The 14,327-nt window shown below is 62.3% G+C and carries 13 protein-coding genes; 3 read left to right on the top strand and 10 right to left on the bottom strand.

All coding sequences use genetic code 11. The features are described 5' to 3' along the window. Positions 1-70: 70 nt before the first annotated feature. Positions 71-1,405, bottom strand: coding sequence for an allantoinase AllB (gene allB / locus LC531_RS14820; RefSeq protein WP_223651539.1), 1,335 nt, complete (start codon positions 1,403-1,405; stop codon positions 71-73). 103 nt (positions 1,406-1,508) lie between these two features. On the opposite strand from allB, the gene LC531_RS14815 reads away from it, so the two are divergent. The 3 genes from LC531_RS14815 to LC531_RS14805 all read left to right on the top strand — a co-directional run bounded on the left by LC531_RS14815 (position 1,509) and on the right by LC531_RS14805 (position 3,986). Continuing rightward, the gene (locus LC531_RS14815; protein ID WP_223651538.1) at positions 1,509-1,958 is read left to right on the top strand and encodes a hypothetical protein; all 450 of its coding nucleotides are present in this window, start codon (positions 1,509-1,511) and stop codon (positions 1,956-1,958) included. 43 nt (positions 1,959-2,001) lie between these two features. After that, entirely contained in the window at positions 2,002-2,850 is an 849-nt protein-coding gene (gene pucL, locus LC531_RS14810) for a factor-independent urate hydroxylase (RefSeq protein ID WP_223651537.1), read from the top strand. Positions 2,851-3,035: 185 nt separating this feature from the next. Further along, a complete protein-coding gene (locus LC531_RS14805) occupies positions 3,036-3,986 on the top strand; it encodes an XdhC family protein (protein WP_223651536.1) in 951 nt (316 codons plus the stop codon). Between the two features lie 108 nt (positions 3,987-4,094). Here LC531_RS14805 and LC531_RS14800 read toward each other — a convergent pair whose 3' ends face one another. The 9 genes from LC531_RS14800 to LC531_RS14760 all read right to left on the bottom strand — a co-directional run bounded on the left by LC531_RS14800 (position 4,095) and on the right by LC531_RS14760 (position 14,286). Further along, positions 4,095-4,850 (bottom strand): REP-associated tyrosine transposase, encoded by a 756-nt coding sequence (locus LC531_RS14800; protein ID WP_223651535.1) that lies wholly within the window; start codon positions 4,848-4,850, stop codon positions 4,095-4,097. A 17-nt stretch (positions 4,851-4,867) separates the two neighbouring features. Then, complete coding sequence (locus LC531_RS14795; protein WP_223651534.1) at positions 4,868-6,844, bottom strand: beta-N-acetylhexosaminidase; 1,977 nt, start codon at positions 6,842-6,844, stop codon at positions 4,868-4,870. 50 nt (positions 6,845-6,894) lie between these two features. Beyond that, positions 6,895-8,241, bottom strand: coding sequence for a DUF58 domain-containing protein (locus LC531_RS14790; RefSeq protein WP_223651532.1), 1,347 nt, complete (start codon positions 8,239-8,241; stop codon positions 6,895-6,897). Positions 8,242-8,282: 41 nt separating this feature from the next. Beyond that, entirely contained in the window at positions 8,283-8,642 is a 360-nt protein-coding gene (locus tag LC531_RS14785; RefSeq protein ID WP_223651530.1) for a four helix bundle protein, read from the bottom strand. Positions 8,643-8,693: 51 nt separating this feature from the next. After that, positions 8,694-9,743: an AAA family ATPase gene (locus tag LC531_RS14780; protein ID WP_223651527.1), complete on the bottom strand. Its 1,050-nt coding sequence runs from the start codon at positions 9,741-9,743 to the stop codon at positions 8,694-8,696. Positions 9,744-9,945: 202 nt separating this feature from the next. Then, complete coding sequence (locus tag LC531_RS14775) at positions 9,946-11,289, bottom strand: DUF4350 domain-containing protein (protein ID WP_223651524.1); 1,344 nt, start codon at positions 11,287-11,289, stop codon at positions 9,946-9,948. A gap of 12 nt (positions 11,290-11,301) precedes the next feature. Beyond that, positions 11,302-12,375, bottom strand: a complete 1,074-nt coding sequence (locus tag LC531_RS14770; protein ID WP_223651522.1) for a glycosyltransferase family 4 protein — start codon at positions 12,373-12,375, stop codon at positions 11,302-11,304. Positions 12,376-12,397: 22 nt separating this feature from the next. After that, the gene (locus LC531_RS14765) at positions 12,398-13,219 is read right to left on the bottom strand and encodes a DUF4129 domain-containing protein (RefSeq protein WP_223651520.1); all 822 of its coding nucleotides are present in this window, start codon (positions 13,217-13,219) and stop codon (positions 12,398-12,400) included. 26 nt (positions 13,220-13,245) lie between these two features. Continuing rightward, positions 13,246-14,286, bottom strand: coding sequence for a hypothetical protein (locus LC531_RS14760; protein ID WP_223651518.1), 1,041 nt, complete (start codon positions 14,284-14,286; stop codon positions 13,246-13,248). Positions 14,287-14,327: the final 41 nt, after the last annotated feature.

Here is a 14,327-nt window from a genome sequence, read left to right as displayed (position 1 = left end):
TCCCCCTCTCTTTTGGAGAGGGGGCTAGGGGGTAAGATGCCGCGTGAGGCGAAACCGCAAACATACGCGCTTACCGCGTCAGCAATTGCCCCCGGTTCAAGTGCAGAAAATCGGGGTGCCGAAAAACTTCCTCGCCCGCCAAAAAAGTATGCGTGACCACGCCCGCCAGCTCGCAGCCCAGGTAGGGCGACACCTTGTGGCGGTGGTGCAGCAACGCCTCGGTCACCACGAATTTTTTCTCGGCGGCCAGCACCAACAGGTCGGCGTCGTAGCCGCTGATAATCTGGCCTTTGCGGTGGCTTTGGCCGATGAGCCGGGCGGGGTTGGTACTAAGCCAGCGGGCCAAGTCGGGCAGGATGGCGCCGCGCGGGCGGGCGGCGGTCCAGAGTACGGGCAGCGCTAGTTGCAGCGAGGCGATGCCGCCCCAGGCGCTGGCAAAGTCGCCGCTGGCCAGCTGCTTGAGGTCGGGCGGGGTGGGCGAGTGGTCGGTAGCCACGAAGTCGATGAGGCCGCTTTGCAGCGCCTGCCACAGCTGCTCGTTATTAGCCCGCTCGCGGATGGGCGGCGCGCACTTGAACTGCGTCTGGCCGTCGGCGATGTCTTCGGCGTTGAAAAACAGGTAGTGCTGGCCGGTTTCCACCGTCAGGGGCAGGCCGTTGGCCTTGGCTTCGGCGAGGAGGGGTAGGGAATTGGCCGACGAAAGATGCACAATATGCACCGGGCAGCGGTACTCGGCACAGAGCCGAATCATGAGCTTAATAGCCTCGTCCTCCCAGCTTTTGGGCCTTGAAGCCAGGTAGTTGGGGTAGGCGCGGGTATCGCCTTTTTTCCACTCGTCATTATCCTGCGATAGCTCGCAATGCACCAGCAGCGGCAGGCCGTAGCTGGCCAGCAACGGCATCACTTTGCGCAAATCGGCCTCCGTAGCATTCGGAAAATCATCAATGCCCGAGTGCGTCAAAAATACCTTAAACCCCAGCACGCCCGCCGCGATGAGCGGCCCCACTTCGGCCGCATTGCCAGGCACGATGCCGCCCCAAAAGCCCACGTTGGTATGTAGCTGGCCTTGGGTAGCGGCCTGCTTGATGCGCAGATTTGCCACCGAAGTTGTAACCGGCGCCGAGTTCAACGGCATGTCTACCAGTGTGGTGAGGCCGCCGGCCAGCGCGGCGCGGGTGCCGGTATCGAAGCCTTCCCACTCGGTGCGGCCCGGTTCGTTGAGGTGCACGTGCGGGTCGATAACGCCGGGCAAAATGGCCGCGTCGCCGAGGTCTAGCACCGGGCCGGCCACGGGCGCATCGTAGGGCAGCACGGCGGCAATGCGGCCGTGCTGCAGCATCAGCTGCGCCGGGCACTGGCCTTCGGGCAGCACCACGGCAGCGCTTCGTAGGAAAGTAGTAGGCATGAGGCAGATGGCAACTATATTGCCGCTGCGCAAGCTACGCGCCGATACTTTATAAATTGCACTCGTTGCCTTAGTAGCGGCCAAATCAAACCGGGTTAGCTTCATGAACGTAACGCAGCAGGCTATCAGTGAATTACTGCAAGAAATAGCAGCCGAACGGCCGGACCATTATCTTGTTCAGTCCGCCGATGAGCAGGCCCTCGCCACGTTTGAGCAGCGAGCCGTTACCCAAGGAGTGCCCACGGAGGTAATTCGGCAACTACTAGATTTTTACCAGGTTGCCAACGCCTTTTCTTACGAGTTCTGCCTGGGCTTTTTCGCGTGTGAAGACGAAATAATCTTTGAATGGTGGAAAAAAGGGGATTTGTGGCTGAGCTTAATGCACATGGACATAATTCGCTGGTCAGCAGGCAAGTTCTGCGTGGGCGATGCCAGTAACGTAAGCTACTCTGCGGCTGACGAATATGAAACGCTGCTCGCGCTGCTAATAGGTTGCCGCAATTATATTAAAGCAACGGAAGCTGAGGAGCCCGAGCCTGACGACGACTATTAGCCTTGAGCTCTTGGAAACAATAGCCACTTGAATTACTCACAAAATGCCCATTAAACTCGCCGCCAACGCCTACGGCAAAAATGCCGTCAACCTCTCGCGCGTCATCCGCCACGCCGGCCACCACGAGTTTCGGCAGGTATCAGTGAGCGTGCGGCTGACCGGCGACTTCGATGCCGCCCATACGCTGGGCGACAACGCGCACATTCTGCCCACCGATACCCAGAAAAACACCGTCTATGCGCTTGCCAAAGAGCATTTTACGGGTACCATCGAGGCGTTTGGGCTGGTGCTGGCGCGGCATTTTGTGTTGCGTAATCCGCAGGTGAGCCAGGCCCGCATCGAAATTCTGGAACACGCCTGGCAGCGCATGAGCTTCGATGGCCAAGACCATCCGCACGCTTTCGTGGGCGGTAGTAACGAGAAGCGTCGCGCCGTGGTAGAGCTGCCCGCCGACGGCCCCGCCACCGTCTGGGCCGGCCTAAAAGGTCTGATGCTGCTCAAAACTGCCGACTCAGGCTTCGTGGGCTACCCCAAAGACGAGTACACCGTGCTGCCCGAAACCACCGACCGCATCCTGGCCACCGAGTGCGAGGCCGAGTGGGAATACACCAGCGCCGACCTTGATTTTGAGGCGCTCTACGGGCAAATTCGCACCTCGCTGCTGCGCACATTCTCCGAGCACCAGAGCCTCTCGGTGCAGCACACGCTCTACGCCATCGGCGAAAATATCCTGGAAGAAACCGCTGAGGTGAAGGAAATCAGCCTCATCATGCCCAACAAGCACCACATTCCCTTCAACCTGGAGCCCTTCGGCCAGGAGAATACGAATGAGGTGTTTATGGCTACCGATGCGCCGTTTGGCTACATCACCGGCACGCTGGTGCGGGGGTAGCATGATAATTTAGGTTAACTAAAATCAAACAGAACGTCATGCTGAGCTTGTCGAAGCATCTCGCTCGTGTCGTTGAACAATGCCCGAACGATGCGAGCGAGATGCTTCGGCAAGCTCAGCATGACGTTCTTTCACTGCTCACTGCTCACTGCTCACTGCCCACTGCTCACTGCTCACTGCCCACCATGCCCGCTACCCCCCGCGACCTGCTCGCTTGGACCCTCGCTGCCAGCGCCCTGCGCGCCGGCCAGCCGGCCGCGCTGTTGTGTGTGGTGCGCAGCGAGGGCAGCAGCCCCGGCCGCCAGGGCTTTAAGATGGTCGTGACGGCCGAGGCCGTGGCTGGTTCCATTGGTGGCGGTATTATGGAGCATAAGTGGGTAGAACTGGCCCGCCAGCGCCTACGCGACGCCGACCCTACCCCCCTGCTGCGCCCCCAAGTGCATCGGCGCGAGGTGCCCGCCAACCGCTCGGGCATGATGTGCGCCGGCGAGCAGGAAGTCCTGCTGTGGCCCCTGCAACCAGCTGATTTGCCAGTGATAGCGGCCATCGAAGCCGCCTTGCAAAGCCTCAGCGGCGGCACCTGGGAAATAAGTGAAGCTGCTGGCTTGCAGCTAGCTAGTGAAAAGTCGGCCGGCTTTTACGCCTATCAATCCGGCCCCGCGTGGAGCTACCGCGAGCAGCTGGGCTTCCGCGACCAACTCACGATTGTGGGCGGCGGGCACGTGAGCCTGGCATTATCACAAATTACTAGTAATCTGGAATTTGAGATAACCGTGCTCGACGACCGCGCCGACCTGCCCACCCTCGACGCCAACCACTACGCCCACCACCGCCGCCGCGTGCCCTACGAAACCCTAGCCCTACCCCCCGGCCCGCACCACTACGTAGTGGTCATGACCGTGGGCTACCGCACCGACGCCGTGGCCCTGCGCCGCCTGCTGGGCCACGCCTACCGCTACCTCGGCGTGATGGGCAGCGCCGCCAAAGTAGCCGAGCTACGCCGGATGCTGCTGGAAGAAGGCTTTAACCTAGAAGGCTTGCACGGCCCCATCGGCGTGCCAATAAACAGCCGCTTGCCGGAGGAAATCGCGGTGAGCGTGGCGGCGGAGTTGATTCGGGTGCGGAATAGGCAGTAGCGCGAAGTTTCCACTTCGTGCGCGAGCACCGCGAGCAGGCGGCACCGGGTGGCGCGCACGACCCTGCTCGCTGCGCTCGCGCACGAAGTGGAAACTTTGCGCTACTGGCTACTGGGCCCAATAGGTGTAGGGCCATTGCTGCCAATCTTCAATCAGGCCCGCTTTCACTGGATTATCTACTACGTAAGCTATTACCCGCTCTAATTCCGATGTGCTCCGAATAAGGTGGTCGTAGCTTTCGCGCTGCCAGAACTGCCCCTTGCGGCCGAGTAGTTGATTGCCCAGTTTGGCGGTGTAGCCCTTGAGTGCTTGCAGCGTGTGGGCCAGCGGCTGAGCTTCGTCTGGTAAGGTTGCTACCAGGTGCACGTGGTTGGCCATAATACAGTAGCACACCAAGGTGTATTGCTTGCTATCGTAGAAATGCAGCGCTTGCTGCACTAGCTGGGCCACTGCTGGCTGCCGAAGCCAAAGAGGGCCGGTAGTGGCTCCGTCTAAGTGCCTGTCAAACCGACCGAAATAACGCCGCTGCCGGGCATATTTCTCATCCTCGTCTTCGTTTTCATCAGCCTTTTCAAAGCTAACTTTTAGCTGCTCTATCACCTCAAGCGGCAGGGAGTCAGCCAGGCGAAACGTTATAAAAACTGTTCCGCCTGGCGGTAGTCGATGCGGTAGATTACGCTCATAATGAATAAGATTGGTAGGCATAACCGAAAGTAGCGCGAAGTTTCCACTTCGTGCGCGAGCGCAGCGAGCAGGGTCGTGCGCGCCACTCGGTGCCGCCTGCTCGCGGTGCTCGCGCACGAAGTGGAAACTTCGCGCTACTGTCTTGCGGCGCGCACGAACCTGCTCGCGGTGCTCGCGCACGAAGTGGAAACTTCGCGCTATAGCCCCATCAGCCGGCGCGCCGGGCCAATAATGGCCAGCTCGGCTTGGCCGGCGGGCTTCTGGGCGGCGTCGAGCTGGAGCTTGGCGGCGGCTTGCCAGCCGGACGGCGGAGCCTGGCCCTGCGCCAGCTGCGCGAGGCGCTCGCTGAGCAGGTTGGCGACGATGCTGAGCTGGGCGGCCAGCGGTGAATATTCGGCCAGGCTGGGGCTCAGCACAAACAAGGGGGGTAGGGCCTCGGTGGCGCGCTGCCAGCCGGCGAGCTGGCTTTGCAGGCTGGCCAGCTGGCGCCGGGCGGCCAGTGAAAGGGTAGGGGGCACGGCCGGAAAGGTGGGCACTGCGATGCTCAGTTCAGCCACCAGGCTATCGGCGGTGGCGCCGAAGCGGCGGGCCACGTCCGACTCGGCCGGGGCGGCATCCACGAGGCGAGTCAGCGGGGTTTCGGTAGTGTATTTAAAGCCTTGGAAATGACGCTTATATTCTTTCACCGGCTCTATCACTGAGGCCAGGGTTTGCAGGGGGGGTAGGGCGGCCGGGTAAGGCGCGGCCAGCTGGCGCAGCAGCGCGGCCGGGGCACGGCGGTGGCGCAGGCCCAGCGCCTCCAGCTCCTCGCTCACGAAGGCCAGGCGGCGGTACATATCGGGCACGTCCTGGCTCAGCGCGGCGGGGCTCCAGAGGCGCTCGGCCACGGCGGCGGCGCGGGGCCACACCCGGCTCTCATAGATAACGCTGTCGGCAAACTCGCTCCACATTTCGGCCTCGCCGCCCAGCACCCGGCTTTGCAGCGAGTCGGGGATGCCCTGCAGCGGGTCGGCGGCGTAGTGGCTGGCGGCCGTAAAATACAGGTCGATATAATAGCCATTGGCCCGCAGGGCCGGATGGCGCTGGCTCACGGCCTCCAGCACGCCCTTGGGGCCGCGCCAGCTCTCAATCACGACCGGCGCGGGCAGGTCGGGACCCAGAATCTCATCCCAGCCTACCATCGTCTTACCCAGCCGTTGCAAAATGGTCAGCATCCGGCGGTTGAAGTAGTTCTGCAGCTGGTGCTTATCCACTACCCCCTTCGCCGTCACGAAGCCTTTTTCTTTCATAAATGCCGCAATGCGCGGGTTGCGGCGCCACTGCCGGCCATCGTTCTCATCGCCGCCAATGTGGAAATACTTATCGGGAAACAGCCCGCTCATCTCCGTCAGCACCGAGTCGAGCATGGTATAAGTGCCCTCGCGGGTGGGGTCGAGGGCAATGTTGAGCACGCCCCATTTAACGGGCACCGCTTTGATGGAATCGTTGGTGGCCAGGCGGGGGTAGGCGGCCAGCAGCGCGCCGGTGTGGCCCGGCAGGTCGAACTCGGGCACCACCCGAATACCGTGTGCCATGGCGTAGCGCACCACCTCGCGCACCTCGGCCTGGGTGTAGTAGCCGGTGGCGCCGGCCACGGTGTGCAGGCGCGGAAACAGCCGGCTCTCCACGCGCCAGCCCTGGTCGTCGCTCAGGTGCCAGTGCAGTACGTTGAGCTTCACGGCGGCCATGCCATCGATATTTCGCTTGATGACGGCCACCGGCAAGAAGTGTCGCGCCGGGTCAATCATCAGCCCGCGCCAGGCAAAGCGCGGCTGGTCGCGGATGTCGCAAAACTGCGCCTGCCAGCCACGCGGTGTGCGCTCCAGCACCTGCCGAAACGTGGCCAGCCCGCGCTGAATTCCCAGCGTACTCACGGCCGTGAGGCTGGCCCCCGCCGCCGTAATATGCAGGCGGTAGCTCTCGTCAACGGAGCCGGCCGGGCCGGTAACCTGGCGGTGCAGGGCCAGCAGCAGCGCGGTGGCGAAGCGGTAGTGGCCGGCCTGCCAGGTAGCCTGCGCGGGCACCGGCAGCAGCGGGCGCTGGGCGTGGGCAATGAAGCTTGAAAAAACCAGCAGAATTTTCGCACAGAGTTTAACGGGAGTTAAAAATGAGTTCCACCGAGAAAGTCGTTGCAAAACGCTGTGAAACTCCTTTTTAACTCTTCTTAAACTCTGTGCGAAATAACTCATATCAGTCCCCTGGCCTTGAATTCCAGGTATTTATTTATCGTGTTCACCGTCAGCAATTGCGGTGGGGTAAGAAGCGCCTGAATGCCGTAGCGCTGCAATTCGAGCACAATTTGGCGCTTTTCCTGCTGAAATTTCTCGGCGATGGTTTGATTATACACGTCGGCCGTGGTGTCGGCCGGCGCGTCGAGAAAGGTGCGCAGCTCAGTGTTTTCGAAGAAAACGACCAGCAGCAAATGTGCCTTGCTCAAAGCCCGCAGGTAGGGTAATTGCCGTTCCATTCCCTGCAAGGTCTCAAAGTTGGTGAACAAAATTAGCAAGCTGCGCTGCTTAATCTTGGCGCGCACCGTGGCGTAGAGGCGCTCGTAGTCGGTTTCGAGGTACTGCGTTTTCTGGCGATACAGCACTTCCAGGATGGTACGCAGGTGGCCCGGCCGGCGCTCGGCGGGCACCATTGCCCCCGGCTTATTCGAGAACGTAATCAACCCCGCCTTATCGTGCTTGATGAGGGCAATGTTGCTCATGACCAGCGTGGCGTTGATGGCGTAGTCGAGCAGGCTCAGGCCCGCGAAAGGCATCCGCATCACCCGGCCCTTGTCGATGAGGCAAAACACCTGCTGGGCGCGCTCATCCTGGAAGTGGTTGACTACCAGCGTATCGCTACCCCCGCCGGCGCGCCGGGCGCTGGCCTTCCAGTTGATGGTGCGCGGGTCGTCGCCCGCCGCGTAGGGCCTGATTTGCTCAAACTCCATGCTCTGCCCCACCCGCCGGATGCGCTTCACGCCCACCTCCGTCAGCCGGTTGTGAATGGCCAGCAGCTCGTACTGCCGCATCTGCAAAAACGACGGGTACACCGGCACCACCCGGCTTTGGTCGAAGCGAAACCGCCGCCGCACCAGCCGAAGCGGCGACGCCGCGTACACGTTCAGCGCCCCAAACTCGTACTCGCCACGCTTCACGGGTCGCAATTGGTAGGTGATAACCTGCGTCTGCCCCGGCGCGATGCTAGCCTCAAATAGCACGTCGCGCCGCTGAAACTGGTGCGGAATCTCGTCAATCACTTCTGCCTGAATGCCAAAGCGGTAGCGGCTTTCCAGGAATAATTTTACCTCGTTGTCGTCGCCGTTCGAGAGCTTGTCGCCCAGCACCCGCCGCCCAAAGAGAGGGGTAGGGCTGCCCTTGGTGGGCGCGTAAAGCAGCGCCGCGTCGAGCAGCGTCAGCAGCCCCGCCGCGCCCAGCAAAATTTCCATCGGCCCCAAAAGCCAGGGTAGGAAAAACGCCACCACGAAGCCCGCAATGAGCGCGGTGAAGAGGTAGAAGAAGCGGCGGGTGAGGAAGAGGGACAAGGATTTTTAATTAAAAATGATAAATTAAAAATTAAAAATAGCTATTCTGGCGCGCGTCGAGCGGTAAGGATGATAGCGGCTAAAATCCGTTTTAATTCTTCAGCATCACCGAGCAATGAGTCTGCTAGTCTTGGCTCTATGCATTCGGTATCGCGCAGCAGGCGCAACCAGTAATGGGCCTCGCGGGCTTCTTTGTAGGCAATGCTACATTTGGCTGCAAAGTCACGGCGCGAAAATCCCCCTATTGCTTCTTCCACATTTGCGCCCACCGACGTGCCACAGCGCAAAAGCTGGTCGGCCAGTGAGCGGGGTTGCTTGTTCTTAAGCAAGAACTTATAAAGCAGTACGGTACGCTTAGAAAAGGCGTAGCTCTTTGTCAGCACAACGTTCTCCTCTTTCATAAGCCACCCTTCATTTTCAATTTTTAATTCATCATTTTTAATTAAAAATCCCTACCGCGGCACCTCCACCGATTGCACAATCGCCCGCACCACCTCATCGGCCGTGCCGCCCTCCATCTCACGCTCGGGCGTGAGCATGATGCGGTGGCGCAGCACCGGCGCGGCCAGAAACTGCACGTCCTCGGGCGTCACGAAGTCGCGACCGCGCAACGCCGCCAGGGCCTTGGCCCCATTGAGCAGGGCGATGCTGGCGCGGGGCGACGCGCCCAGGTACAGGGCTTTGTTCGCCCGCGTCTGGCCCACAATTTTAGCGATGTATTCGAGCACGTTGGCCTCCACGCGCTGCTGGCCCACCTGCTGGCGCAGGGCGGCCAGGTCCTGGGCCGTGAGCACGGGTTTTACTTTCTCCAGCGGCGTGCCGCCAAAGCCACTATGGTGGCCTTGCAGAATCTGGATTTCCTCGGCCAGCGTGGGGTAGCCTACGTTCAGCTTAAACAGAAAACGGTCGAGCTGCGCCTCGGGCAGGCGGTAAGTACCTTCTTGTTCGATAGGGTTTTGGGTGGCCAGCACTACGAAGGGCGTCGTCATGCGGTGGGTAGTCCCGTCTTGGGTCACGGTGCGCTCCTCCATCACCTCAAACAGCGCCGATTGGGTCTTGGCCGGGGCGCGGTTGATTTCGTCAATCAGAACCACGCTGGCGAAAATGGGGCCGGGTCGAAACTCAAAATCGCCCTGCGCCGGCCGGAAAATGCTGGTGCCCAGCACGTCGGCCGGCATCAGGTCGGGCGTAAACTGAATGCGGCTGAACGGCACGTCGAGCGTGCGCGCCAGGAGCTTGGCGGTGAGCGTTTTGGCCACGCCCGGCACGCCTTCCAGCAGCACGTGGCCATCGGCGAGCAGGGCGGTTAGCAGCAGCTCCAGCAAGTCCTGCTGGCCCACGATTACCTGGCCAATCTGCTCGCGCACGGCCTGGGTACGGGCCGTGAGCTGCGCCAGGTCGGTGCGCGGGGCAAAGGCTTCGGCCGGCGCATCAGTGACTGGCACAGCGGCTTCGGGCGTGAGCGGGGGGGTAGGGTCGGGTAAGGTAGTTTCGGGTTCCATAGAACGTGGCGAATCTGGATAAGTAAGTAGCGAATGACAGGAGGTTGTCTACCGCGCCGGACCCTAACTTGCGGCCCGGCAGGAGCATGAAACAGTCGAAAAAGGGCGCAAAAAGCGCCTCAAATAAGCGCTAAAGGAGTTTTATTAGTAAAGTGCAATTCATTAAAAAAGCTACTTCTTAGCACAGTGCAAAAGCGGTTTTTCATCGGCTTTCGCGCTTAAAATCCTGGATGGCGCGGCTCAAGATAAGCAGCTCGCGGTCCGTCACAGCGGGCGCGGTGCGGGCGAAGTTGATGAGCCGCACCAGCTCGTCCACACGGGGACGCGGCACGCCCGCCTTCTGGCTTAGGCGCTCGCGGAAGGCGTCGTCGGCCAGGTCGGGGGTAGGCTCCTGAAAGCGGGTGCGCAGATAATCCAGAAAGAGGGTAGTTTTTTTCTCGGCAATCTGGGCGTGGTTGCGGCCCTGCTGGTAGAGGCCCGCCACGGTGCGCGTAAACAGCAACGTCGTATTGGGCAAGGGCTTGATAATGGGAATAATGCGTTGCCGCCGCCGCGCCTCCACCAGCACAAACAGCAGGCCCGTAGCCAGCAATAAGTAATAAGCCGTGCGCAGCGCCGGGTGGCCCATCACCACCCGCAGCACCGACTGCTCGCCGGCGCGGCCCTGCTTCTGGTACTCATCCCACCACACCGGCTGGCCGGTGGGCAGCTGCGAGAGCGCCGCAAACGCAAAATCGGCGGTGCGGGGCCGTAGCAGCCAGTAGTTGCCGAAGGCCAGCGGCACTGAGCACAGGTAAAAATGCCCGCGCCCGTGGTCGAGGCGCAGCAGCACTGGCCGGCCCTGGGCATCGGCGGCGAGGGTAGCGCCGCGGTGCGCCCGCCGCTTGGTAAGGGCCAGCCGGTAGCCCGCCGCCGAGGCATTGAACCAGAACGGCGCGCCCGCCGCGCCCGCGCCCAGCAGGTGCAGCGCCACCGAGTCGCGCCGCCCCAGGCCGGGGGCCAGCACGCGCCCCAGCGTCGAGTCGGCCGGGTAGGTGCGGAAGCCCAGCGTGTCGGCCAGCGAGCCCGCGCGGCCGTTCGCTGGAAAATCTTCGGCCGCGATGAATACGTCGTGGCCCTGCGCCACGAAGCGCAGCAAGGCGTTTACCTCCAAGTGGCTGGCCGTAAATTCCTGGTTGATAAAAATATACCGCGCGTGGGTAGCGGCCAGGGGTAGGGCCTCGGCTTCGAGCGTGGCCGCCGCCTGGTCGTTGGCGGTATCTACCGAGTCGTCATCGAACGTGACGTTGGTGGGCCGGCCGTTGCGCAGCTGCGGCTCTTCGCTGCCCAGCAGCTGGTTGAAGATGGGTAGGCGCACATCAGCCACTGAGTCGGTGCCTAGCACCTCGGGCAGCACGTCGAACAGCACGTAGGTGCCGTACGGAATCTTGTCCTTGCTGCTGAGCGTGGGCGACCAGTCGAGGGGCTTGGGGCGGTAATATTCCAGCGCCACGTAGGCCCCAAACAGAGCCAGGATACCAAGCAGATACCAGCGGAAAGTAGTCAAGGGTGCAGTAAATTAACGGCCTAATAATTCCTGATAAATAGCTAAATACCCGGCCGCCGCCTGCGGCCAGCCAAACTGCCCGGCCTGGGCCCGCGCCGCCGCCGCCCGCTTGGGCGAGTGCCCGGCCAGGCCAGCGGCCAGCGTCTGCCGCATATTCTCGGCCGAAAAATCGTCGAAATAGTATGCCGCGTCGCCGCCCACCTCGGGTAGCGAGGTGAGGCGACTCAAAAAAACGGGCTTGCCCAGCTGCATGGCCTCCACCACCGGCAGGCCAAAACCTTCAGCCAAAGACGGTTGCATATAGGCCGCGCAGTGCTGGTAATACCAGGTTTTATCGGCCTCGCTGATACCGGTGAGCACCGTGAGGCGGTCGGCCACGCCGGCCAGCGCGGCGGCGGCGCGCAGGCCGGCCACGTAGTCGGCCTCGGCAAAGCTACCGGCGATAACCAGCTCATAATCAGTGTCTGGCAGCAGTGCAAGGAGCGTGTGAAAATTCTTCTTCCTATTAATAGTGCCCAGCCCAAACAGGAAGGGCCGGCGCGGCGCGTAGGCCGGCGCGTGGCCGGGGGGTAGGGGTGCCAGCGCCTCCACGCCGCGCGGCACGTAGCGCAGCGGCTGGCGGCCGCGGTAGCCCAGCAGGTCGGCGTGGCGCAGGATGTCCTGGCGCACGAAGTCGGAGATGGTAGCCAGGTAATCAGCGCGTTGGATATTGCGGCGCACTATTGCCAGCTGCCGCACGTAGGTGCGCTCGTCGGGGTTTTCGTGCAAAAAATTGAGGTCGTGCACCGTCAAAACCACCTTTGTAAACGGGCTGGTGGGCACGTACCAGCTCAGCTGCGAGGTGGCGTGCCACAGCCGAAAGCCGTAGCTGGGCGGGTTCAGGTACTTGTGAAAGCTGCGCTGCGTGAGGTAGCGCACGCCCGCGGGGCCCAGTCCGCCCACCTCGCTTGACGGCACGTAGCAATACAGCCGGTAGCGGTGGTTCTGCCGAATAAGCTCGTGGGCCAGTGGCACCACAAAGTGGCTAAAGCCGCTGTTACGGTCTTTCAGCGGCTCACAGTCGAGTAAAATACGGGGCAACAACATCAGGACGAGCGGGGCAGAAAAATCAGGCGGGCTGCGGGCGGCCCGGTACCGCGGTGGCGAGCTGCCGGGCCAGCTGCTGCTGCGCCTCGCGCGCCGAGCGGTAGCCGGTGGCGTTCAGCGGCAGCTCGCCGTACCAAACGTACTCGAACTGCCGCGTCAGCTCCGCGAAGGCGGGGTGGGCGGCGGGGTAGTGGGCGGCCAGCTCGTGCAGGTAGTCGTGGTTGGTTTTGTCGGGCTGCCAGGCAATGAAGTCGCGGTCAGTGAGCTGCTTGAGCAGCTGCAGGTAGCCCAGGCGCAGCGCCAGCCGGCGGTTACCGGCCGCCTCGGCCTGCGCGATGGTTTGGTTGAAATCCAACTCGTGAATGTTTTCCTGGCCTACCTCATAAGTGAGGGGTAGGCGCCGCGGAGCCCGGCCAAACATCCGGGTGAGGTCCACCTGCAAAAATTTTAGCACCCCGTACACCAGTGCCGCCGTCATCAGGCCGTAGAAAACGACATCCCAGGCCGTGCGGCCGCCCTTGGTTTCGCCCGTGCTCGCCAGCTGCCGCCACAGCCAGGCCAGCAGCCGCTGCCAAAGACTGGCTGACGTTGGCTCCTCGCGCCCTTCCACGTAGCGCAGCTCGCGCTGGCCGCGCAACGCGCGCAGGCGGGCGTCGGGCCGGCGCACGGCTACCGGCGTGGTAGGGGGGGGTAGGGGCGCGGCCGTGCTGGTATCGGCGCGGGCCTGCGCCAGGCGGTGCCACGCCGGCGGCTTCTGGGCCACGGCGGGCGCACTGGTGACCAGGGCCAGGGTCAGCAGCAGGACACGCCGGGCGCTGGTGGTAGAGGCAGGGGCGAATTTCAATTAGCTGTTAATCAAAATAGTAGAGCCTAATACTCGCCTTCCTCATCGGGCCGGTAGTGGTCGGCGAGCGGCAGGGGCGCGGCCTGGCCCTGCCCCAGCTGGCTCACGAGCAGGCGCAGGCCCTGCCCTTCGCGCCGCTCCACGAGGTTGAAATACTGAAAGACCAGCGCCAACAGCGGCAGGGAGTACGTGAAGATGATTCCTACCGCGTACACGCACTGGGCCACCAGCCCCAGCACGTCGGAATTCAGCCCCGGCAGCTGGAGCATCTTGCCAAACATGACGGCATACTGCGGAATTGCAAACACGATGGCCAGCATTGATTGCAGAAACGTGGCCACCAGAATGAGCCCGAACGTGGCCCACCAGTGTCCCTTTATCAGCTGGAAGCACCGGCCCACGCTCGCAAACAGGCCCCGGTCTTCGAGCCACAGCACCGGAAACAACAGGCTCAGGGCGATGCTTGCGTAAACCAGCAGGCAGTAAAAAACCGGGATGAGAATAAACCCGAATGCCACCCCCGCGCCGCTGCCTCCCAGCACCTTGCCAAGGCCCGCGATGCCGCCAATCACCATAACCAAGACCAGGGCCAGCACGAGGTAGCCGCCGACGAACAGCCCCACTACGCCCAGCATCCGGCCCAGGCGGGCGCGCAACTCGGCCCACACCTCGGTGGGCGTAACGGGGGTAGCGGCCGGCAGCCGCAGCCGCGCCCGCACGTAGGCGTGCACCGTGCCCACGAGCAGCAAAAAGGCCAGTATCGCGCCCAGCATCGCTACCCCCAGCCCGCCGAGACCCAGCGCGCTAAACGCGGCGAAAGGATTGCTGGCCCTCGGCACGGCCCCGGCCCGCTGAGCCGCCAGCGCGTTGCCCGACAGGTTAAACATGGTGTTCGTAAACATGCCGAGGCCGATACCCAGCAGCAGCGCTCCCGGCAATACGAAGTATACCAGGCACTTACCCAAGGTTCGCCAGTGCGCCCCGATAAAGTCGAAGGCGGCCGAAATCTTGGCCCCAAAGTCGCGCTCCTGCCAAAAGTCGGCCGGGGTAGTGTAGGTGTTTTTCATAGATGAACGGGTAACTGTTAATGGCTGATTGTTAAGGCTTA

The organism is Hymenobacter psoromatis (assembly GCF_020012125.1).
Lineage (GTDB): Bacteria > Bacteroidota > Bacteroidia > Cytophagales > Hymenobacteraceae > Hymenobacter > Hymenobacter psoromatis.
The sequence above is the reverse complement of the archived record's forward strand: the minus strand, read 5'-3'. Positions and strand labels throughout refer to the sequence as shown.